The 23,604-nt window shown below is 47.4% G+C and carries 18 protein-coding genes and 1 pseudogene; 15 read left to right on the top strand and 4 right to left on the bottom strand.

What is annotated here, in order from left to right; translation table 11 throughout:
* Window positions 1-56: 56 nt before the first annotated feature.
* Window positions 57-896 (top strand): PhzF family phenazine biosynthesis protein, encoded by an 840-nt coding sequence (locus ACG2XO_RS00440; RefSeq protein WP_410498882.1) that lies wholly within the window; start codon window positions 57-59, stop codon window positions 894-896.
* Window positions 897-948: 52 nt separating this feature from the next.
* Here the strand turns inward: ACG2XO_RS00440 and ACG2XO_RS00435 are convergent, their stop codons facing one another.
* Both ACG2XO_RS00435 and ACG2XO_RS00430 read right to left on the bottom strand, forming a co-directional pair.
* On the bottom strand, window positions 949-2,052 hold the full coding sequence (locus ACG2XO_RS00435) for an AI-2E family transporter (protein ID WP_410498881.1): 1,104 nt from the start codon (window positions 2,050-2,052) through the stop codon (window positions 949-951).
* Between the two features lie 89 nt (window positions 2,053-2,141).
* Entirely contained in the window at window positions 2,142-2,441 is a 300-nt protein-coding gene (locus ACG2XO_RS00430; protein WP_410498880.1) for a hypothetical protein, read from the bottom strand.
* 196 nt (window positions 2,442-2,637) lie between these two features.
* On the opposite strand from ACG2XO_RS00430, the gene glmS reads away from it, so the two are divergent.
* The 7 genes from glmS to ACG2XO_RS00395 all read left to right on the top strand — a co-directional run bounded on the left by glmS (window position 2,638) and on the right by ACG2XO_RS00395 (window position 13,301).
* Window positions 2,638-4,473: a glutamine--fructose-6-phosphate transaminase (isomerizing) gene (glmS, locus tag ACG2XO_RS00425; RefSeq protein WP_410498879.1), complete on the top strand. Its 1,836-nt coding sequence runs from the start codon at window positions 2,638-2,640 to the stop codon at window positions 4,471-4,473.
* Window positions 4,474-4,616: 143 nt separating this feature from the next.
* Window positions 4,617-5,468: a TnsA endonuclease C-terminal domain-containing protein gene (locus tag ACG2XO_RS00420; RefSeq protein ID WP_410498878.1), complete on the top strand. Its 852-nt coding sequence runs from the start codon at window positions 4,617-4,619 to the stop codon at window positions 5,466-5,468.
* Window positions 5,453-7,633, top strand: coding sequence for a Mu transposase C-terminal domain-containing protein (locus ACG2XO_RS00415; protein ID WP_410498877.1), 2,181 nt, complete (start codon window positions 5,453-5,455; stop codon window positions 7,631-7,633). Before ACG2XO_RS00420 ends, ACG2XO_RS00415 begins: the two co-directional genes overlap by 16 nt.
* Complete coding sequence (locus ACG2XO_RS00410) at window positions 7,623-9,245, top strand: AAA family ATPase (protein WP_410498876.1); 1,623 nt, start codon at window positions 7,623-7,625, stop codon at window positions 9,243-9,245. The genes ACG2XO_RS00415 and ACG2XO_RS00410 overlap by 11 nt, the downstream gene beginning before the upstream one ends.
* Window positions 9,242-10,981, top strand: coding sequence for a TnsD family Tn7-like transposition protein (locus tag ACG2XO_RS00405; RefSeq protein ID WP_410498875.1), 1,740 nt, complete (start codon window positions 9,242-9,244; stop codon window positions 10,979-10,981). Before ACG2XO_RS00410 ends, ACG2XO_RS00405 begins: the two co-directional genes overlap by 4 nt.
* Before the next feature lie 18 nt (window positions 10,982-10,999).
* On the top strand, window positions 11,000-12,256 hold the full coding sequence (locus ACG2XO_RS00400; RefSeq protein WP_410498874.1) for a TniQ family protein: 1,257 nt from the start codon (window positions 11,000-11,002) through the stop codon (window positions 12,254-12,256).
* 124 nt (window positions 12,257-12,380) lie between these two features.
* Window positions 12,381-13,301: a three-Cys-motif partner protein TcmP gene (locus ACG2XO_RS00395; protein ID WP_410498873.1), complete on the top strand. Its 921-nt coding sequence runs from the start codon at window positions 12,381-12,383 to the stop codon at window positions 13,299-13,301.
* Window positions 13,302-13,317: 16 nt separating this feature from the next.
* Here the strand turns inward: ACG2XO_RS00395 and ACG2XO_RS00390 are convergent, their stop codons facing one another.
* Entirely contained in the window at window positions 13,318-14,580 is a 1,263-nt protein-coding gene (locus tag ACG2XO_RS00390; RefSeq protein ID WP_410498872.1) for a three-Cys-motif partner protein TcmP, read from the bottom strand.
* 2 nt (window positions 14,581-14,582) lie between these two features.
* A complete protein-coding gene (locus tag ACG2XO_RS00385; protein ID WP_410500276.1) occupies window positions 14,583-15,293 on the bottom strand; it encodes a DUF5131 family protein in 711 nt (236 codons plus the stop codon).
* A 436-nt stretch (window positions 15,294-15,729) separates the two neighbouring features.
* On the opposite strand from ACG2XO_RS00385, the pseudogene ACG2XO_RS00380 reads away from it, so the two are divergent.
* The 7 genes and pseudogenes from ACG2XO_RS00380 to ACG2XO_RS00350 all read left to right on the top strand — a co-directional run.
* A pseudogene (locus ACG2XO_RS00380) lies at window positions 15,730-16,378 on the top strand (IS5 family transposase); the annotation flags it as partial.
* Between the two features lie 203 nt (window positions 16,379-16,581).
* Window positions 16,582-16,938 carry a hypothetical protein gene (locus ACG2XO_RS00375; protein ID WP_410498871.1) on the top strand — a complete coding sequence of 119 codons (357 nt, stop codon included), beginning with the start codon at window positions 16,582-16,584 and terminating at the stop codon, window positions 16,936-16,938.
* 178 nt (window positions 16,939-17,116) lie between these two features.
* A complete protein-coding gene (locus ACG2XO_RS00370) occupies window positions 17,117-18,313 on the top strand; it encodes a TolC family protein (RefSeq protein WP_410498868.1) in 1,197 nt (398 codons plus the stop codon).
* Complete coding sequence (locus ACG2XO_RS00365; RefSeq protein WP_410498867.1) at window positions 18,310-18,879, top strand: hypothetical protein; 570 nt, start codon at window positions 18,310-18,312, stop codon at window positions 18,877-18,879. The genes ACG2XO_RS00370 and ACG2XO_RS00365 overlap by 4 nt, the downstream gene beginning before the upstream one ends.
* Complete coding sequence (locus ACG2XO_RS00360) at window positions 18,876-19,979, top strand: efflux RND transporter periplasmic adaptor subunit (RefSeq protein ID WP_410498866.1); 1,104 nt, start codon at window positions 18,876-18,878, stop codon at window positions 19,977-19,979. Before ACG2XO_RS00365 ends, ACG2XO_RS00360 begins: the two co-directional genes overlap by 4 nt.
* Before the next feature lie 10 nt (window positions 19,980-19,989).
* The gene (locus ACG2XO_RS00355) at window positions 19,990-23,091 is read left to right on the top strand and encodes an efflux RND transporter permease subunit (protein ID WP_410498864.1); all 3,102 of its coding nucleotides are present in this window, start codon (window positions 19,990-19,992) and stop codon (window positions 23,089-23,091) included.
* Window positions 23,092-23,186: 95 nt separating this feature from the next.
* On the top strand, window positions 23,187-23,561 hold the full coding sequence (locus ACG2XO_RS00350; protein ID WP_410498863.1) for a hypothetical protein: 375 nt from the start codon (window positions 23,187-23,189) through the stop codon (window positions 23,559-23,561).
* Window positions 23,562-23,604 lie beyond the last annotated feature (43 nt).

Genomic DNA, 23,604 nt, shown 5'->3' with positions numbered 1-23,604 from the left:
AAAAACTCGCGATCTCTGCCGATCAAATCGCGCAGAAACTTTCCACGGAAATCGCCATGACCGCATACCCCTTCTTTCTGACCAGTGTTTTTGCCGAAAAAACCTGGGCGGGTGACCCGCTGATTGTGTTTGATGTGCCCGATTGGCCTGATGAAGCGACTTTGCAGATGATGGCATATCAGATGAATGCGTCCGAGGTCGCATTTCTGCATCGCGCATCAGGTGAAGTCAGGTTTTATCATCCACAATTTTCGCTGCCGTTTTCAGCAAAGGGGTTGCTGGGCGCTGCGGCCGTGATGCAACAGTCCAATTCGGAAACCCGGTTCAAGTTGCACTGTTTAAGCGGGCATTATTCCCTGCTGTTTGCTAATGGCAGCATCGATTTGCAGTGCGTTGCCGGTTGTACCCGCCCCTCAATCCGAGGTCAGGTAGACATTGCCTATGCACTGGGAATCGAAAGTCACGCCATTATTGCGCCGCTGCAACTGGTTGATACGGGATTGGAGCAGTTGATGGTTCAGGTCAGGTCAAGGCAAGTTGTGCTACAAGCTCGTCCTCATCCGGCCTTGCTGGCTGACTATGCACAGAGTCCGAAACAGGTGGCGCAAGCGGTGATTTGGCATCGCGAAGGCGATTTGATCACGATGCGCAGTTTTATCGCGGATCATTTCAATATTTATGAAAATTTTGGCGACGGGACTGCCGCGTTGAATCTGGCAACTGGCTATCTGGCCGGTGGAGCCCGTTTGCCTTTTGACGTCAGGATCGAGCAGGGGCACACGATTGAACGAATACTCAGCCGCTTATCGATTCTATTCTTGCAGATTGATAACAAACTTGATTTGCACCTGAAGGCCAAAGTGTCACTGCTGGGTTCTGGTGTATTGCAGGTTTGATTGTGATTGAACAAAAGCTACAAAGCCCGGTGAGGCCGGGCTTTGTAGCGATTTATTCTGCTGTGGATGCATCATCAACAGGGTTGATCGTGGCTGCCGGTGGCAGTGTGCTGGGGAATAAAATCCAGGAACGGGCGATTTCGTAAAAGACCGTCAGCAACACAGGGCCAATAAACACGCCCAGCATGCCGAAAGCGATTGCGCCGCCGAGTACGCCGAACAGGATCAGAATAAAAGGCAGATTACTGCCTTTACCGATCAGCAAAGGCTTGATCACATTGTCGGCCGAGCTCACGACCAGCAGCATCCAGCTGGCCATAAAAATCGCCCAGCCGATTTCGCCCTGATGATAGAGCCAGGCCGCAGCTGGCAGACCGAGCAATACGGGGCCACCGGGTAATAAAGCCAGAATAAAGCTGGCAAACCCCAGTGACACCGCATTGGGAACGCCTGCAATCAGATACGCCAGTAGCGATAACATGGCCTGAACGATGGCGGTGCCCAGAAAACCATAAACGACGCCCTTGGTTGATACGACTGAAACTGCGAACAGGTGAACGCTACGCTCGCCTGCAATCCGCTCCAGAAAGCCTTTGACCCAGTCGCGGATATGTTCGCCATCAAGATAAATGAAAAAGGCAATAAACAGGCTCATCAACATGACCACGATGCTGCTGCCAATCTGGCTGGCAACCAGCAATGCCCATTGCGCCGCCGGGCCGATCAGGCTGCGGATCATCGACATGGTGGCTTCATCTTGCGACCCCAGACCTTGCCAGAACTCGTTGATCGGGACGCCGATCAGCGGAAGATGGCTTAACCAGTCAGGCAGGGCAGGCCAGCCTGCTTCAAAGCCGGTTTTGACTTCGCCGATAAAGGCCACACCGACTCGGGCAAAGTCGCTCGCGGCGTACAGGGCGGGAAGCAGCAAAAACAGGCAAAGAATCACCAGCAGCAAGATTGCAGCCGAAGCACGGCGGCCATTGAGCTTTTTGACCAGAAACAGGTAGGGATGCCAAGTGCTCAAGACCAGAATGGCTGCCCACAGGCTGGCAGCCAGAAATGGTTTGAGTATTGAAAAAACGATCAGGCACAATAAAAGCAAAGCCCCCAGTGCAACCAGAGGCTCGATGAGTTCGGTGGTTTTGAATTTCATGGGTAAATTTATATCGTCGGAAGGTGAACCAGTGAGTAGCTTAACGCAAGCGGCGAACGGGTGGCGGAACTGATTGGACGGTTGTGGGTTTATCGTCCCTGACCTGCGCTCATTTTGGCACGATAAATCAGTAAACCCATCATTTGCGACACATCTTGCCGCGCCTGAGGCGAATCGACCCGCCCGAAGCGGTTAGACAAGGCTTCGTGAATCTCGCAGGCCAAATTGAAGAGCAGCGCTTTTTCGTTTTCTGGCGCGCGGCAAAGATACTGATTGATTTCATCAATAATCTGATCTGCCAGCTCTTCGGGGTAGGTCGCCTGAGCGGTCAAGATCCGGTCGAGTAAACGCACTCCGACGACGCCCAAACTGAGTAAATGAATGGCCATAACAACGCTCCAACCCGCATCAACCTTTAATTCACTGTAGTGAGCGCGCCCGAATTTAATAGCGCCATCCGTCAAACGGTCACGCGAACGAAAAAGGTTTGCATTTGGCGTATAAGGTATTTTCCATAGCGACAGTCTGGCCGAATTAATCCATCATCTTTGATGCAATGCATCAAATTTAAAAGGATATGGATTTATGTGCGGAATCGTTGGTGCTATCTCGACCCGAAACGTCGTTCCGATGCTACTGGCTGGCTTGTCTCGGCTTGAATATCGAGGGTATGACTCTAGTGGTATTGCTGTTATTGATTTACAAGGCAATACCCCTGTAATGAATCGTGTTCGGGTGGCCGGCCGGGTTGCCGATCTGGCACAAAAATCCAGTCAGACCGATGGCAGGGTTGGCATTGCCCATACTCGCTGGGCGACGCATGGTGCGCCCACCGAAGCCAACGCACATCCTCATTTGGGCGGTGATAATGTGATGGTGGTGCATAACGGCATCATCGAAAACTTCGCCGAGCTCAAACACGAACTCATCCAGTCTGGTTATGCATTCAGCTCGGATACCGATACCGAAGTGATTGCCCATCTGATTTCATACGAATTAAAACGCGATACAGACTTTCTGGCTGCCGTACGGCGCTCGATTGCCCAGCTCAAAGGCGCCTTTGCCATTGGCGTACTTAATATCGCCAACCCGCGGCAGGTGATTTGCGCGCGGCAGGGCAGCCCGCTGGTGATCGGTCTGGGTTTTCAGGAAAGTTTTTTTGCCTCCGATATCGCCGCGCTACTGCCATTGACGCAAAAAATGATTTACCTCGAAGAAGGCGACCTGGCTTTGCTCGACGGGGTTGAAGTACAGATCTGGGATCAGCAGGGGCTGCGCGCAGAGCGTGTTGCACGGATGCTCGATGTTTGCAGCGATTCGGCCGATCTGGGGCCGTACCGGCACTATATGCAGAAAGAAATTTTCGAACAGCCGGTTGCGCTCGCCAATACGCTCAGTGCCGTGCTCAGTCAGGGATTTGATCCGGCGTTGTTTGGCGAGCAGGCGCAGCAAATTCTCAGTGACGCCACGGCCATTCGGATCATAGCCTGTGGTTCAAGCTATCACGCCGGGCTGGTTGCCCGATACTGGATAGAGGCATACACCGGAATGCCAGTCAGCGTGGACATTGCCAGCGAATACCGCTATAGCCAGGGGCTGGAACAACGCGGAACGCTGATTATTGCGATCTCGCAATCGGGCGAAACGGCCGATTTGCTTGCCGCCATTCGCAACGCCAAAGAGCGTGGTGAAGTCAAGATTCTGGCTCTGTGCAATGTTGCGCATTCAACGCTGACCCGCGAAGCCGACCTGACGCTGCTGACGCAAGCCGGCATTGAAATCGGCGTTGCCTCAACCAAAGCGTTCACGACCCAGCTCGCCGCGCTGTATGTGCTGGCAGGCACTCTGGCTCAGGCGCGACAAACTTTAAGCAAGGAACAATTGACCGAGCTGGCCAACTGGCTACCGCGCCTGCCGGCGATGATCAGCGCCGTGCTGACGCAAGAAGCTGAAATGGAAAACTGGGCGCACGCGCTGACGCATCATGATCATGCGCTGTATCTGGGGCGCAATACGCTGTTCCCGATCGCGCTCGAAGGCGCGCTCAAACTCAAGGAAATCGCCTACATCCACGCTGAAGGCTATGCCGCAGGTGAACTCAAACACGGCCCCTTGGCGCTGGTCGATGAAAACATGCCGGTCATCGTTTGCGCAGCCAATGACGTGCTGTTTGAAAAACTGATGTCGAATCTGCGCGAAGTCGAAGCGCGCGGCGGGCAAATTTACCTGATCGCCGAACCGGGCTGCGAAGCGGCATTGCCCTACGTCAAGTCAGCGCTGATCCTGCCCGTCAACACCGGTCCGCTTGCCTCGATCGTATTTACGATCCCGCTGCAATTGCTCGCCTACCACACCGCGCACCGCAAAGGCACCGACGTCGATAAACCCCGCAATCTGGCTAAGTCGGTGACAGTTGAGTAAATCCGCAGCGATCTCATTCGACTTATGTCTACTAATAATAAAGTCCTATCATTAATAATAAAGATGTATCATAAACAATAAAGTTGTATCATGGCTCATAGGCAAACTGCTGTTGTACAGCATCTCTATGGGCCATTTTCTTTATGTCAAAGCGCAAATATGAGTTCGACGAGCAGAAGCTTGCTCGTTTCATTAAAGAAGGACGAGGTTTAGGTACGGGAGCGGACTATAAACCGTGGTTAACTATTCAGGACGTCCCTTCAGAAGGTCTTGCTACTCGTGTTCCAGGCATAAAGAACAAGAGACTTCATCACGCACTTTCAGGCCTTGAGCGAAACCTTATTATTTTGTTGGACTGGTCTGACGCTGTTGCCGACATTCGCGAACAATTCCCACTTGATCGGGACATCACCCGCCAAATAGCAGACTCAATGGGTGTTGCTCATCCCAAAGACCCCAGAACAAGGGTCGACATCGTGATGACCAGCGATGTGCTAATCGATTTCCATCATTCATTAAAGCGCGCCCCTTTTGCCTCAGCAGTTAAAGAGAGTTCAACGCTAGACGACCCCAGAGTAATTGAAAAATTAGAAATCGAGCGGCGCTATTGGGCTCAACAAACTGAAAAGACCGACTGGAGCATCACAACTGAAAAAGAGCTCCCAAAACAACGTATAGCGAACATCGCTTGGGCTCGAGAGATGTATACGTTCGATAAGCAAGTAGTCCAATACGATGGATATTGGGATGACAGATGCAGCCACTTTTTATCAATGCTGAGCGCCTTACCAAACAGCACCCCTCTTAAACAATTACTGCACGCACTTGAAACCCAATATAACTTTAGTTCAGGTGAAGGCTTAACAGTTTTTCGCCATTTGATCGCAACAAAAGTAGTGTCAATCAACATGGATCAACCTTTTTCGGCATCTAAAATTCAGGTAGGCGAAATACAAGTGGCACAAAAAGGAGGCTCATCATGGAAAGTCGCATGATTTTGAGCAACGACCTTCTTCAATATATCGGAGATGCAAATAGAACTATCCGCGTGCTTTGGCTAAGTCCAGATAGTGACGGAGCGTTCATCATTGATATCCACGACCCTTTTGCTCAGCCTGAGCTTATTCCTCGTACTCAACTTCTCGTCGATCTTCAGCAAGGCAATGCCCAATTAATGGAGACTGATCCATTAGCGGTTTTGATCAGAGAAGACAAAATACCCGAAAAACATATTGTCGCACGCAATCATGCATGGAAAATTATTCAACCCTTAGTAAAGAGTGTTCCAAACATTTACTTAGATTATCAACGTGGGCCTTTAATCCTACAAACCTGTAAAGAACACCGCACAACGCACAAAACTGTTTATAAATACCTTCGCCGCTTCTGGCAGCGAGGGCAACATATAAACTCTTTATTGCCTGACTATAAAAAATCAGGCGCTAAAGGACAGCTACGGACATCGAAAACGGGTGCAAAGCTAGGACGGCCTCGTAAATATGATGATGACGTAGGAATTAATGTTTCAGAAGGCATTAGAAAAGTATTTAACATAGCAATACAACGTCACTACGTTAAAAACAAAAAGCATTCACTATCAGGTGCTTATGATGAAATGCTCAAGGATTTCTTCTTAGAACGCCATATCAATACTGAAACTGGCGAAGTCATCCATAGTTACGCAGATCCTACTGAACAAACTGCAGTGCCTAGTCTTGTCCAGTTTCGTTATTGGTATGAAAAAGAAAATAATAAATTTGATATAAAACGGCAACGAGTCGGCAAGAAAATATATGACAAAGATATGCGCGGATACATCAGTTCGTCTAATACTGATGTCTGGGGTCCTGGCGCTCGTTTTCAAATCGATGCAACTATTGCTGATGTCTATCTAGTTTCTCGGCAAAATCGAGATCGTATTATTGGTCGGCCAGTTCTTTATATAGTTATCGATGTATTTAGCCGTATGATCGTAGGTCTGTACGTAGGCTTAGAAGGACCTTCTTGGGTTGGTGCAATGATGGCTCTCGCCAATACAGCCGACGATAAAGTTTCATATTGCAAGCGTTTTGGTATTGATATTTCGGCTGAAGATTGGCCTTGCAATCACCTGCCAGCCACATTGCTTGGTGACCGTGGTGAGATTGCGAGTCATTATATAGAAACACTTGCAAATAACTATAATCTTATTATTGAAAATGCAGCGCCATATCGCGCAGACTGGAAAGGCATCGTAGAAAAGCGCTTTCAATTACTCCCTGCAAAATTCAAAGCCTATGTCCCAGGTTACATTGAGAGTGACTTTCGGCAGCGTGGGGCACAAGATTATCGCCTAGATGCAGTTCTTGATTTAGATGAATTTACTCAAATTATTATTGCCGATATTCTGTATTACAACAATTACCATGAACTAAAAAATTACGACAAAGATAGTGACCTTGTCGCCGATGAAGTACTTGCCGTTCCTACAGACTTATGGGAATGGGGGGTTAAAAATCGAAGTGGGAAATTGCGCGTCTACCCAATTGATGGAGTCCGCTTTAACTTGCTACCAACTGCAACAGCAACTGTTACTGAGATGGGTATTCGCCATAATGGAAGTTACTACATCTGTGGCATGGCATTAGAGAAAAAATGGTTGGATCGTGCAAGACAATATGGTCGCTGGAAAGTAACTATTAGTTATGATCCACGTGAGCGAAATACGATTTATCTGCACGATACTGATGCTGAAAACGGATTTTTAATTTGCAATCTCACCGATCGTAGCCGAGCTGATCGCGATTTATCTGAATGGGAAATCGCCCAGCGACAACACCTAGAGAAATCTAAATCTGCCAGCCATCAAAAGAACCAAAAAACAGCAAAAGCAGATTTAACAACAAATTTTCAAAAAGTCGTGGCAAATGCTACAGCTAAACGACAAAAAAGTTCAGAAAGTGATCTGGCTCGTACATCTGGAATTAGGGGTCATCGTGCAGAGGAAAAAGAGCATAACCGAGCCTCAGAGGCATTCCGTCTCGGCGACGACAAAACCGTACAAGAAACATCCGCGAAAGTAATTCCTTTCCCTTCTATTGATATTTATTCAGAGCCAGACATTCTGGAGATTAGATCAAAATTGGAGCTGGAAACTAAGGAGCCAAAAAATGACCTCTAAAGAACATAGCACAAAAGGCATGCTACCTGAATATGATGGGAATCCCTTTATCTCTCGGCTTCCAGCACTGCAAACACAAATGGAGCTTATACAAGCCCTTGAAGCGCGCCCAATATTTCATGAAAAAGAACGCCAACACCCTCACTATGTAAGAAAACACTGCCTTCTACGCCTAACAAGGTATTTCGAACCTATGCAACGGCAAATTCAATTGGCAGAACGCTTTGGTATGCTACTTCGACAAGGGTACATTGGACGAAATCCACTAACTCACGACTATATTCATCATTTGCAAAATGGCCTAGAAAGGATCGAAGCCAATGATTTAATGGCTTCAACTCTTTATGCCGTCGAAAATACAGCCATGAGTTTTGCCTTAATTGGTTGTTCTGGCATGGGAAAATCAAGATCGATAGAGAAAATTCTTCATCAAATTCCGCAAAAAATTCATCATGATGAGCCCTTCTCACTAAATCAGCTTACTTGGCTCAAATTGGACTGCCCATTTCATGGTTCTCCAAAGCAACTTTGTATTAATTTTTTCGCTTCGATTGATAGAATTCTTGGTACGAATTATCTAAAACACTATGGGAAAACACGTTCTAGCATTGATGAAATGATGGTACATATGGCGCACATAGCAAATTTACATGCTCTTGGCGTTCTTATCATCGATGAAATACAACATTTACACCATGCAAAACTGAGTTCAGAAGCTTTACTCAATTTTCTCGTTACATTAGTTAATACAATTGGCGTGCCAATTATTTTAATTGGAACGTCTAGTGCAACCAGTTTACTACAAGACAATTTTAGACATGCAAGACGCGCAAATGGTTTAGGGTCACTTAACTGGGACAACCTACCAAAAGGAAAAACTTGGGATCATTTTATTGATCAACTTTGGCAATATCAATGGACAAATACGGCGACGCCAATTAGCCCTGAAATTCGAGATGTACTTTACGATGAAAGCCAAGGCATTGTAGATGTGGTTGTAAAACTATTCATACTGGCACAAATGCGACTTATTAGCATTAGCGAAATTCGTGAAAGTCCAGAAGTTATTACGACACAATTGCTTCGCAAGGTGGCCTCAGAAGATTTTAGTATGATTGCCCCCATGATTAAGGCGCTTCGCGAAAATGATACAAAAGCCTTACTGAAATATGACGACCTTAAGCCATTACAACAGCATATTGATCAAGTGATGGCTGCTGCTCTGCAATCAGAGCAGAAGCCTGAAATCACATCAACAACTCACTCGGATACAGCCCCAGTTGAAACGGGAGACGATGCCATTTCTAAAGTCCGTCTTAGCTTATCAAATCTGGGAGTTGCAGAAGATATAGTAGAGGTCGTAATCAAAAGAGTGGTAAATGAGCACCCATCAGCTGACATTCTCTTAATGTTATCGGAAGCAGTGAAACTTCTCTCATCGAAGCCAACTACAAAAGCTAAGCCTAAACCATCAAAACCAATCGAAGCAGAGCCTCGGCCAATACTTGATTTACGCGATATCGTTGCCAAAAAAGCGGGTGAACAAACGGCATATGATGCTCTATCTGCTGCAAATTTGGTGAAACTACCGCATATAGAGTTAACAGCATGATCTCGGATGCCTATTTTCCAACTCCATATCCAGAGGAGCTGCTCTACAGTTTACTAGCTCGTTATCGGCGGCATTTAGGCCTGCCAAAGATGATGTATGTGCAAGATATTCTCTTTGGAAACCGTCATGTCATAGCCGCTTATGATTTGCCTGGACACCTTAGCTCCCTCCGTCATAATCTTCCTGACAGAATCGAGTTCAGCGAAGATCATGTCATTGAAAAAATGACCTTATTTAATTACCTGACTGCTTTCCAGTCTGCAACTATTCGTGATCAAATTCGAGGAGCTATGCGAGGGAGTTCTGTAGGAATTCACACACGCTTAGGCATCACGACTTCTCAAATTAATCGGCTTACTCAGTTACAATTTTGTCCGATTTGCCTTCAGGAAATGCAAGACCAATATGGGGAGCTTTATTGGAGGCGGGATCATCAGTTAGCTGGCGCATATCTTTGCCCGTCACATGGATGCCTACTTCTTAAAAGTGAAGTTGAATTTGCTAGGTACAGCCGGCACGAATATATAGCTGCAACATTCAAAAATTGCCCTAGCAACGCGCACTCAGTTATTCAACTAGTCAGTGAAAATTCGCTTTCAAAATTAACCGATCTTACTCAAAGAAGTGTTAAATTATTACAAGATCCACCTGAAGCGAAAAATGCTCAAGAATGGACTAGCTATTATCATAATAAATTAATAGAAACTGGTTTTGCTAAGTCATTCCACACAATAAACCAAAAATTGCTCCATCAAAAATTCCATGAGTGCACAGATGAAACTCTAAGTTGCTTGCCCAATGGAAGCATTGTCGGTAATTCATGTGATTCGTGGCTTAATAAATTGGTCAGAAAACAGCGAACCACAAGCCATCCACTCTTTCATTTACTACTACAATATTTCTTGGAACAATTCGAGCTAAAGACTCCCCCCTTTGGGTTTGGGCCTTGGCCATGCTTGAATCCGATTGCGAATCACAATATAGAAAAGCCCATCACGAAAATTACAACCCACAAAAATCACGGGAAATTAGTAGCCGTATTTCAATGCAGTTGTGGTTATACCTATACACGTAATTTTGATTCAATCACACAGGATATCAGTGAACCGCGGTTATTGTCTTATGGGCCAATGCTTGCTCCAAAATTAACTTCCCTGATTGCAGATGGTAAAAGCCTAAGAGAAATTAGCCGACTGCTCAACATCGACCCAAAAACAGTTGCCAGCCTTGCGCTCGAATTTGAATTGAAAGCACCGTGGCACTTGAAGCCATCAACGCTCTCCCGTAAGCCTTTGTCACCTACCACTAAGCTGAAAAGAAAAAGCTACTCGACCGAAAAAGCAGAATCGCTTTCTAGCACAAGAAAGAGAAAACCTCGCTTAGATTGGGCGAGAATTGATGACGAGTGTGCAATGCAAATCATCAATAAGGCAGAAGAAATCATGCGGGCATCACCTCCCATTCGAATTTCCATTGCTGAGCTAGAACGTAGGATTGGTAAGAAGGATTGGATCTATCGATATAAAGATAAAATCCCAAAAACAATGGCTGCTGTTTTCAAGTACGCTGAGAATTTTGATGAATTTCAAACCCGCCGTATTCAATGGACTATTGACCAACAATGGGAGCAATTTGGTGAAGTGCGCATTTGGCGTGTGATGAGGCAAGCAGGAATACCTTCCGTTAAGATAGAGAAAGTGGCATCCATCGTCAACACATCGAAAAATAAACATTAAACTACAAAATTAAATAATATGAATATTCCAAAATTATATCCAGATGAATACATAATTGGTTGGCGAGGAAGAATACGTTTTTTTAACCACCTACCGAGTTCAGCGCATACCATTAATGAATTACGCGAGTTTTATGATCGAAATAATAACGATATTAGCTTAAAAAAAAGAGGGACATCAAAAATTTATATTCTCTCTAAATTTAGTCGAATGCCACTAGAAGATTTTTTGCAGCAGCACACTTTATTTCCTTTTAGCCACCCATTTGACAATATCAGTGAAAAAGAAAAGTCTAAAGAAACTTTTCAAAAATATTTAAGCAGCTCCAGTCAACGCCTTCATAAACAAGGTGCTTGGTTTTGTACAAGCTGCATTTCACAAGATGAGAAAGAGCATGGAATATCTTATTGGCGACGATCACATCAACTACTCGGCATTGATTGGTGTTTCAAACACCGTTTTAAATTACGAAGAACAACGGAAGCTGCATTTGATTTCGAACCAAAATTGGCAACTCTTCATACTGATGTGCTTATCCCGCCAGGCCCAGAATCTCTTGATGAGGCCGAGTCGGTAATCCAACGTTATGCCGAAATCTCAGAGTGGCTGTTAACATGGCCTAACACGCTCAAATTAGAGGAAATATCCTCGCTAATAGAATTTAAATTTCTTGCTCAACAATATATTGAGAATGAAAAAACAGGAAGAAACTTATATGATCGATTTAAAGAAGAAATACCTGAATTCTGGGAAGATCAATTTACCGAACTGAATACACGAACAACATCTTTTGATATCTTCGACTTTAGAAAATTATTTGTACACAATCGCGCAGCTCAAGATACAGAGCATTATATTATTGCACTCTCGTTGCTCTTTAACTCATCAGCTACTGCTATTGCGCAAATACAGCGCCCGAATGATCGTGAATTACGTTCGGAAGCTCCATTAAGAGGTGGGATACCAAACCCTTGGTGGGGTCAACAAATCCTAAATCAGTACTCCGACTCCAAGGGCTGCCATAGTACCTTTGCTGGAACTCATGGCATGGACTTTGATGTAGTTACGGCTACGCTAAAGCAGCATGGACTACCTGATTTTAGAAGCGTGGAAAGAGCAACAATGAGAGCCTTAGTAGATTTTTTTAATGGGCAACCACTAAATGATGTTTGTGTAAATCACGGTGCAAACATAAGTGATGTAGAAGAGATTTTACGTCTCGCATCGTGTCGATTGTTTTCTGCATTAAAGAAAATATCCGAAGTCGTTAATTGATTTCGTAGATGGTTATGGCTGCAATAGCCACCACTTTATAAGTGTAAAACCTACAACCGCATTAAAAGCGAAAGGGTTGCTGGCATGCTATACCCTTATTATCGACTCAACCTTTAGGTAAGAAATGAAGCATCATTTTGGTGGGCCCTGGACTTTTATCAAAGTTGACATGCTTGGTAGGTATTTGAATTTTTTCAACACTGCTTTGCAACACCAACCCTCAAAAGACAGGCCATTTAGACGAATTTACATTGATGCATTTGCAGGAACTGGACAGTGCGACATTAAAGTTGGACACCAAGGAAGAATGACTATCGAAGGCTCGGCGTTGCGTGCAATTCAGTCGGCTCCTCACTTTGATAAAATCCATTTGGTCGAACTAAAAAACAGTCACGTCGAAAGTTTGAAGCAACTGGCTAGCCAATATCCCGAACAACAACTTACCATTCACAATGGTGATTGCAATATCATACTCGACAAAATTTTGGAGTCTACCAACTGGAAATCGACCAGGGGAGTCTTGTTTCTTGACCCTTATGGTATGAGTGTACATTGGGAGACGGTCCAAAAGATTGCGGCCACCCAGGCTTTAGATGTATGGTACTTGTTTCCGTTGAGTGCCATTTACCGGCAAGCTGCTAATGATTATGCGGATGTGGATGATGGCAAAGCTGCCGCTTTAGATCAAGTACTAGGCACCACAGCTTGGCGAGATGATTTTTACTCGGAACGTTCAGCGACAGATTTTTTCGCCCAAAATGACACCAAGACTCGTGAGCGGCATGCAACACCTAATGATATTGCGACCTGGGTGCATCAACGTTTAGCTCAAACCTTTGCTGGATGGGTTAGTCCGCCCATTATGCTACCTACTGAAGGTGCTCCACTGTTTGCACTATTCTTTGCTGTCTCCAACCCATCAAGCAAGGCCGTTCAGCTGTCACGTAAAGCAGCTGCACACCTCTTCGAAATGCTGCGGCAAAAACGGATTACGCCTAAATCAATGCCAGTCAGTGAAGATACGCAGCATGATTTATTCGGTTGATTCAGAAGCCTCGTTGTCATAACAAGAAATTCATTTGCCGCGGTAGCACAATACGATCAGTAGCAACAATTCTGTTCGAAGAGTGCCTGAAGCCACCGTCAGCAGTCATGACTTGGATCTGCTTATAGGCAAGCAGTTCACCCAGAGTCTCTTTATAAATTGCTTGGCTTGCCGGCGTGCTATTGCATGTACTCATATAAAGCTCATCAAATGACACGCCGTATTCTTGTTTATGAAGAATGCGCGCCAACTGTTCCGTCATTATGTTGATACTTGCCTTGCGAGCAACATCGTCAAATACAAAGTCAAGTGGCGATTGCCCACTTAAATTTTCATCATAAGTCGGGTCATATCCGTTCATTTGGAACATATCAAGTCCAGCTCCGCCATAATGCACAAAGTAATTGCTGTTCTGCCAATGTACTTCGGTCATAACGTCGCGGGCACGTGGATGCTGGGAAAGGTGAAGCAACCAGTAGTCGCCATGCCCATCATTATTCCTGATGAAAAATGGCGTAAAGTACTTCGCACCCGATCCTGCAACTAAATGTTGATACAAACAGGCTTGTACAAAAAGTCGCCAGTCACGCTCACACGCTTTGATTTCATCCAATGATCTGCCTGCAAAAATATCAGGCATATTAATTTTGTCTAATTGATCTTTGAAGCTAGCATCATTAGCGAAGTTGAGCAGTGAATCGACACCGAACGTTAGAATCACCTCTGCTTTTGGAAGAGCAAGGATCTGCTGGAGTTGAGGCAGTGGGACTTGATTATAGCCGTATTGGTCAAGGACAAAAATCGATCGCCCACTGCGTGGTGTTTTGCACCGTACAAAATTGAGTATGCTACTCATTTCATTTTCGAACTTGCTATGACTTAACTGAATGGATTTACCAATTTCGTTGCCGTAGCCCTCTTCAGTCAAAACCTGCTTAAGCAAGTCGTAGCCATGTTTATCTGCTTCAATAAAGAAATGAGTGATGTCAATATTGACTGGCTTTTGACGACCTTTATTGATTTTGTATTCAGCTTCTTTGGCCGCCCTCAATAAAATCAGAGGAGAACCGTCGGTAAATTTTTTGCCGTCTTTTAATACATATCGGCCACAACCAGCAAAGCCATCAATGACGGTAAGTTTAAACTCCTCTCGCGTTCGTCCACCTACAAGCGTTTGATAGTAGGCGGCCAAATAAGATTGCAAAATCCTATGCTTGGCAATACTGTGAGATTGAATTTCTGCGGGGCCATTCTTATAGCTATAGTGACGCCTTGCCATCGTTAAAGATGAACTCCTGTGGGCATTTCATCAAATGTCCGACCTTTCAGCTGCCTGCCGTTATGTTTCTTTGCACGGCGTTTGCCATCGGCACCCCAGCCTCCCCATTGCTTAAAGAAGAAGGCAACGTTTTGTTCCTCACATTGTAACTGGACCGACTCTGCCCATTCTGCTTTCATAGGGCGTGCTCTTGAGCCTGACTCTCCACCTACGATTACCCAGTGTATATCCGTAAGGTCTATGCTGCCAAGCTCTTCCAGTAAAGGCTCAACAGAAAGAAATCTAACTGTTGCATTTACTTGTCGTAAAAAATCAATCCTGGGTAAACCGTATTTTTGATCCTCGACCGAGACGCCAAGCCAAGCGTTTTCAGGCGCTTTTTTGCCATGGAAGTACGCAGCAAGTCGATCTGCACGTTTAGTCAAAATTTGAAACGTATGCCAGTGTGCCCGACGAATCGTTGCAAACACCTTATCGATGAATTCAAAGGGAATATCTTCGTGAAAAAGGTCAGACATTGAATTAACAAAATAGACCGTAGGTTTTTTACGTGACAGTGGGTCTTCGAGTCTATTTTCTAGGAGCCTCAATTCAAATCCGTTTTCATAGCCTGGGGTTCCCATGGCTTTCAAGCGCTCAGACATCACTTCTGCGTAGCAATGCTTACACCCTGGCGATATTTTCGTGCACCCAACCGTTGGATTCCAGGTCATTTCTGTCCATTCGATTTTGCTACCGGTTGTCATCATTCACCCCTTTAATTTCAATTCTTCCAGAAAACGCACAGGCCACCAACTGCTCCAACAACTGGGCTCTGCTTAGACCCGTATCTTGAGCAATTTTTCGGAGCTGAACCAAGGTTTCATCGGGTACCCATTCTTGAATGCGACGAAAACCGGAATTACGTTTACGGGTTCGATAAGTGTGTTGAGCGTCAAGCACTTGCTTTGACCTGCGACGTCCAGACAGAGAGCTCGATGAATTTTCTATTGCATTAAGCATATCACTCGCACCCAATTTGATTACAGTGTAATCATATCACAAAGTTAAAAACATCAACAAATTCAGCTTATTGAGTGCTATTTAATCGATTTTTATTCTGGATGGCTTTGTTGCATAACCCCGCACCACCTGCTGTAAGCTTCGGTCATGACGACCGAACCTTCCCCTACAAAGAAACCAAAACTACGTTATCGCACGACCAACTGGTCTTAGTTATGATGCCGCGCTCAAGGCACGTGGCTCCTTTATGATCTGGCTCAACAAGGACATGCAATGGTTTGCAGATCCGAGTGGTGAGAATGACCGACCACGACGATATACTGATACCGAAATCAAGTTCTGCCTGAGCATCAAATGCCTATGCAACCTCGCAGGACGGCAAAATACCGGCATCGTGCATAGCTTGCTCAAGCTGGCTAATCTGGACTGGGAGTTTCCCAATCGCAGCACGATCAGCCGCCGCCAAAGCACGCTCAAGGGGGCAAATTTACTACCAACGTCGCAACGAGCCCCTGCACTTACTAGTGGACAGCACTGGTATCAAATTCTTGGGCGAAGGCGAATAGAAACGTAAAAAACACGGTGCGGAATACCGCCGACAATGGCGAAAGGTTGATCTGACTATTGATGCTGAAACGCTGGAAATCAGGGCCATTGAAGTGACCGACAACAGCGTTGGCGATAAGCTCATGTGCCGATCATCCCGGCGCGTAAAAATGGCCAGCCCTGGAAGTCGAAAGCACCGGGCAGCGAAATAGGCAATGCCGCAATCGAGGCGTGTGAGCGCTTTGGGCGAGCGAGTGATGGCAAAAACGTTTGATTTGCTTCCGAGTGGGATTATGCAACAAAGCCCCTTGCAGCCACTCCCCAATCAAATCATAAATAGCATCTCGACTACAATTTAAGACTTATTCTTGTTATCCAAGAACAAATTGGAGTTGCTCTTAATTGTAAATATGCACTAAACTTTGATCATCAATTTTTATTGCGTTGCAAATAGTGCAAATTTTCCGCATTTTTCTTTTGATGTTTATTTCGTTCGCGCTGTCACTGAGCGTGGCTGCGGCGAAGGAGTTTCCGTCGACGGAAGATAATCACTCGAACTATCACAATGAAATGGTTGTGAGCGTTGATCATCATGGCCCTGCTGATGACGCTAAGGTGAAAGACCATCATTCGCCGGATAGTAAAAAGAGCCAAGGTAGTCACTGCAACACTTGCACTTCGGCTGTGCCGCTATTTGCTTATGTCACAATGATTGCACCGCTACGTTCAGTGCAAAATGCCGCTAAGTTGTCTATTTTATCTAGCGTGAATATACCCCCTCCGTTACGCCCGCCTTTCTTTCGCGCCTAACTCTGGCGCGACCCTAACCCCTCTTTGCTGCAAGCCATAGCAATTTAGCTAGTCTTTGGGCTGGCTGTAGACTGAATTACACGTATTCGTGCTTTTCATTTTGCGGGCTATTTTTTGCAGTCAATCCAGGTTGCGCTGGAACGTATTGCCTACGTTTTCCACTCAACAAGGATTCATTATGTCTGTTAAGACATTGCAAGCGTGCGCGTTGGCAAGCTTATTTCTGCTGCCGACTTTAATCCCCACGGTACAAGCCGCAACATTACGCGAAGCACTTGACCAAGCTTGGTCTGTACAAGCTCCAGCGCGAAATGCGCAAAACGAGCGGTATAGCGCCGAACTGAATGCCAGCCAGGCTTGGACGCCCGAGCCGCCAAGTATTGGCATTTCGCATACTACCGATCAACTCAACGACAATACTGGACGCCGTGAATGGGAGGTGGAGCTATCCACGCCGATTTGGTTGTACGGCCAACGAGAACGCGCCGCTAATGTGGCTCAATCTGAGCAAGCTGCTTTTGCCGGTGAGTCTGCATTTGCGCGACTGGCCTTAGCTGGCTCGTTGCGGGAAGCTTGGTGGGAAGCCCGTTTTGCCCAATTGGATGTTGAGCTGGCCCAGAAAAAATTAGCCGCCGAACAAGATCTGGCGCTTGACGTCAGTCGACGCGTTAAGGCGGGTGATTTAGCGCTAACAGATGACAGACTCAGCAAAATTGCGGTTTTGCAGGCTAAAAAAGAAGTCGGTATTGCCCAATTTGCATTCGAGCGAGCACAGCAAGGCTTTGCCTTACTGAGCCGAGGCGCTGCTTTGCCAGAACAGGCCGAACAGCTGCAAGAACGTTCTGGCGAGCATCCTCTGCTTGCCAGCTTGGGCTTAACTGCGAATAGCGCACAGGCCAAACTGCAGCAAGCTGCGGGCGATACGCGCAATGCGCCAGAAATCGCTCTGACGTACACCTCGGAAAAAGACGCTGCGGACGAAGCATATCGGGGTCGGCTGAAACTGGGCATCAAAATCCCATTTGGTTCCGAGTCGCGCAATCGACCACGCATCACAGCAGCTAACGCCGAACTCATCCAAGCTAAAACTACGCTTGAGTATGAAAAACAGCAGCTGGCCAATGCCTATAAAACCGCGCAATTAGAGCTACTGCAAAGCCGTGCCGCGCAAGACATTGCCGCCGAGCAATTGCAATTAGCGAATGAACGATCGCAGTGGATAGCTAAAGGCTTCAAGCAGGGGCAATTCGATTTGACGACTCAGCTTAAAAGCTTGCAAGAGCGATTTGCCGCCGAGTCTGAACACGCCCGCGCCCGCCTCGCAGTTGATCGCGCCATTTCCCGAGTTAATCAAGCCGCAGGAATTTTGCCATGACCCCAAAAAAAATATTGCTATCGCTCGGTTTGAGCATGATGAGTGTGGTGTTCGCTATGAATACTGTTTTTGCGCACGGCGATGAAGATCACAGCGGCGATGCAAAACCTACCGCAGTGAGCAGTACCGGCACGCCCACAGCCGAAGCTAAATCAGATGATTTCGAGCTTTTGGCACAAATGAAGGGCAATACTTTGCAAGTCTATTTAGATCGCTACAGCGACAATACGCCGATTGAAAAAGCGCAAATTGAAATCGAGAGCGGTGCATTCAAAGCACAGCTCAAAGCCAGTGCCCCTGGAGAGTACAGCGTTGAAGCACCGAATTTAGCTGCTATTGGTGAACATGCGCTTGTATTTACTGTGATTGCTGGCGAGCAAGCCGATTTGCTTGAAACCACACTAACAGTAGCAAACCCTGCAACTGTACTGGATGAAAAGCACGGTTCCGCTTCAGGTGACATGTGGTGGTGGGTCGGCGGTGGTTTGGCTGGTGTCGCCACACTGTCACTTATCCTCGCTCGTCAACGTCGTTCAAACGGTCACTCTTCAGGAGCAAAGGCATGATTACGTGCAAAAAGACTTTCAAAATTAAACTCATCAGCCTCGCTCTTTTAACGATGATGAGTAGTTCGCTTTGGGCGCACGGTGATGAAGATCATGGTGCTGCACCAGTTGCAGCGACAGTGAACACAGATAAACCACAACGTTTACCCGATGGTCGCGTACTGCTACCTAAAACAGCGCAACATCGCTTGAATATCCGCACCTTGCTGTCGAGTGAGACTACCGCCGCACGTTCAGTCGAATTGAATGGCCATGTGGTCATGGACCCCAACCGAGGTGGCCGAGTGCAAGCCAGTAGTGGCGGAAGAATCAGTGCGCCTGACGGCGGCTTACCGCTCCTAGGGAGCAAAGTGACTAAGGGGCAAGTCTTAGCTTGGGTCAAACCCGCTGCGAGCGCGTACGAACTCGCGCAGCAACAAGCCGATTTGGCCGAGAACCGCAGCAAGTTGCAACTCGCGCAGCAAACCATCGCTCGTTTGCAAGAATTAAGCCAGAGCGTGCCACGTAAAGAAATTCAGGCCGCTGAAGCTGAATTAAATAGCTTGCGTGGACGCGCTGCGGCGCTGTCCAGCGTCAACACGGGCGAAGCTTTGCGTGCGCCTGTCTCTGGTGTTTTGGCCGCCAGCAATGCCATCAATGGCCAAGTGATTGAAGCGAGCACCGTGTTGTTTGAAATCGTCGAGCCTAAAGCAATGCTCATCGAAGCTTTGGCCTATGACCCCGCGTTGGTCAGCAATATCGCTAGCGCTTCACTGCAAGGCATATCGCTACGCTATCTCGGCGGCGCGAGTAGTTTGCGTGATGGCGCATTGCCGCTGTTGTTTGCACCGCTTGAAGCCACGCCGCTGGCGCTGGGTCAGAATGTCAAATTAGTCGTGCAGACCCGCGAGCAACTCAAGGGCGTACAGCTTCCTGCCAGCAGCATCGTCAAAAACTCAGCCAATGAATCCATCGTTTGGTTACACGACAGTGCACAAGTGTTCCGTGCGGTGCCGGTTACACCGATTCCGGTTGATGGCAAAACGGTATTGGTTACGCAACTCAAACCGGGCAGCCGCGTCGTCACGCAAGGTGCCACTTTGATCAATCAAATCCGCTAAGGGGAATGCCATGTTTAGCTGGATAGTGAATCAAAGCCTGAAAAACAGGTTATTTATCGTCGCCATTGCCGCCATTTTATTGATTTACGGTGGTTTAACCGCCAGCAAAATGCCGGTCGATGTCTTTCCGGATTTGAATAAACCGACCGTCACTATCATGACCGAAGCGGGTGGGATGGCACCGGAGGAAGTCGAGCAACTGGTCAGTTTCCCACTCGAAACGGCGCTCAATGGGATGCCGGGGGTAACGCGGGTGCGCTCGGTGTCGGGCGTTGGCTTGTCGATTGTGTACGCTGAGTTCGAATGGGGCTCTGACATTTACCGTAATCGGCAATTGATCGCCGAGCGACTGGCCGAAGTGAAAGAGCAACTTCCCGAAGGTATCAGCCCGGCGATGGGGCCGATTTCGTCCGTGATGGGCGAAATCATGCTGATTGCATTTCCGGCCGATCCCGATAAAGCCAGCCCAATGGCCGTGCGTGAATATGTCGATTTTGTGCTGCGGCCACGGCTGTTATCGATTCCCGGTGTCGCGCAAGTGATTCCAATTGGCGGCGAAGTACGGCAATTCCGCGTCGAACCGAATACCGCCATGATGGCGCAATTAGCAGTTGGGTATGAAGACATAGAGCTTGCGCTTAAAGGTTTTTCAAGCAATACCAGTGGCGGGTATTTAGAGCAAAATGCACGCGAATATTTGATTCGCAATATGGGACGAACCACCAAACTGGAGGATATGCAAAACCTAGCGGTCAAAGTCATTAATGGCCAGCCCATTCTGCTCAAGCAAGTCGCCGAGGTGAAGTTTGCCGCCGCATTTAAGCGCGGTGATGCCGGTTTTGCCGGTAAGCCTGCGGTGATTGTCAGCGTACAAAAGCAGCCGAATGCCGACTCGATTCGCCTAAGTGGTGAAATCGAAGACGCACTCGCGAACTTGGGTAAATCCTTGCCACCTGGCATCAGCAAGCCAGAAATCTCGTTCCGCCAAGCTGACTTTATTGAAGCGTCGATTCACAACGTACAAGAAGCTTTGCGCGATGGTGCGATTATGGTCGCGATCATTCTGTTCTTGTTCTTGATGAATGGCCGCACAACACTGATTTCATTGACTGCAATCCCGCTCTCGCTGGCGATTACTTTTTTGGTCTTCAAACTGATGGGCTTGTCGATTAATGTGATGACGCTCGGTGGTTTGGCGATTGCGATTGGTGAATTGGTTGACGATGCGCTGGTCGACGTTGAGAACGTGCTGCGACGCCTGAAAGAAAACAAACCTAAAGGCGTAACGCACATTATCAAAGTGATTGCGGCGGCGTGTAATGAAGTGCGCTCGGGCGTGGTCGTTGCCACCATGGTGGTGGTGCTGGCTTTTGTTCCGCTGTTCGCGCTACCGGGGATTGAAGGCCGCTTGTTTGCACCGCTTGGCGTTGCCTACATCACGTCGATTTTGGCCAGTTTGCTGGTGGCGCTGACGGTTACGCCAGTAATGTGCTACTTCCTTTTACCCAACATGAAGCAAATTGAGCACGGCGATTCTAAGCTAGTGCTATTTCTCAAACGCTGGGATAAACGGGTGCTGGTGGCTTCGTTTGCCCATGCCAAAGTGGCACTCGGATTGGCGGTTTTGCTGCTCGTTGCCGCCTTAGCGACAGTACCGTACTTCCCAAAAGCGTTTTTACCAGCGTTTAACGAAGGCACCTTAACGATTAGTCTACTGCTTAATCCGGGAACGTCGCTGACTGAAGCCAATCGCATCGGTAGTTTGGCCGAAACCTTGATTGCTGAAGTGCCAGAAGTCAAAAGCGTCGGGCGACGTACGGGGCGGGCTGAGTTGGATGAACACGCCGAGGGTGTGCATTCGAGTGAAATAGATGTCGATCTAAAGAAGTCCGAGCGTTCCCGCGAAGATATCATGGCCGATATTCGCAGCAAGCTGGCGCCGTTACCAGCCACCACGACAGTCGGCCAGCCGATTTCACATCGACTTGACCATTTACTGTCCGGCGTTCGGGCACAAATCGCGCTGAAAATTTATGGCGATGATTTGGATGCGCTGCGCGGCGAAGCGGCCGGTTTGAAAGAGAAGCTGGCGACAATTCCGGGGCTGACCGATTTGCAAATCGAGAAGCAGGTATTGATCCCGCAAATCAAAGTGCGGATTGATTATGACCGCGCCGCACAGCTCGGCGTGTCACCAGGTACCTTGCTGAAAACTCTGGAAACCCTCACCGAGGGCGATACCGTCGCGCAAATTGTCGATAACAATAAACGCTTCAACTTGGTGATTCGCCTGCCTGACGCTGCGCGTGATCCGCAAGGCTTGGGCAATATCCTGATCGATACGCCGCACGGAAAAGTACCGCTATCGCAAGTCGCCAGCGTTGAGGAAAGCGATGGGCCAAATCAAATTGGACGGGAAAACAGTCGTCGGCGTATTGTGATCGCGGCCAATTCAGATGGCTCGGACATGGCGGAAATCATCAAAAACATCCGCCAAGTGCTGGCGGAGAATAAGTTGCCCGATGGTTACTTCGTGAGTTTGGAAGGCCAATTCCAAGCGCAAGAAGCCGCCAGCACTTTGATTGCGGGCTTATCGATTGTGTCGTTGTCGCTGATTTTCATGGTGCTGTACAGCCGCTATAAATCGGCGGTGTTGGCGGCGATGATTATGGGCAATATCCCGATGGCGCTGATTGGTAGCGTGATTGCGATGTGGCTGGCGGGGATTTCTTTATCCGTAGCTTCGCTAGTCGGTTTCATTACCTTAACGGGGATTGCTACCCGCAACGGCATTTTGAAAGTCAGCCATTACATCAATTTATGTAAATTTGAAGGCGAGCATTTTAGCCAGGCGATGATTATTCGTGGCTCGCTGGAACGCTTAACGCCAGTGCTAATGACCGCGCTAACCGCCGCCTTGGCGCTGCTGCCACTGTTGTTTGCTGCCGATGCGCCGGGTAAAGAAATCCTGCATCCGGTCGCGGTGGTGATTTTTGGTGGGCTGATTAGCTCGACGCTGCTCGACACGCTGCTAACACCGCTGATGTTCTGGCTATTCGGTCAAAAACCATTACAACGCTTGCTGGATGAGAACAATCAAACGGCGTTTTAGATTTTGGGTGGGCACGTTTTTGTGCCCACCGCGGTTAGCCACAAGAATATTCGATTTTTTACCCCGCCTTCGGGCATTTTAACCAAGGAAATATCATGAAAAAAACTGTAATGACTTTAATGTTAGCCTTGTCTGCAACGCTAGCCTTCGCCGATGGCGATATGAAAGCAATGCACAAAGGTGTGATGGCTGAAGCCACTTCAGGCGCACGCGCTGAGCTGAGTACAGAAGGCAATATGTTGATGGTCTATCTTACCAGCCATCACGGAGAAGCGATTGCCACTAAAGGTGTGGTCGCTGAATTAACTTTGCTGAATGGCACAGAGAAACAAGCGGTGAAGCTTGCCCCTTCGGGCGACAATTCTTTTATGGCGCAAGGCCAATTTAAAGCGCAAGCGGGAACGAAAGCCTTGTTGAAAGTCACGTTGCCAGGTAAACCTGCTGAGCAATTTCGCTTTACTTTGAAATAAATTTTTAGGGGCGGTCTATATGACCGCCTATTAGAGAGCGATT

It is taken from the genome of Chitinibacter sp. S2-10 (assembly GCF_046530675.1).
GTDB lineage: Bacteria > Pseudomonadota > Gammaproteobacteria > Burkholderiales > Chitinibacteraceae > Chitinibacter.
The sequence above is the reverse complement of the archived record's forward strand: the minus strand, read 5'-3'. Positions and strand labels throughout refer to the sequence as shown.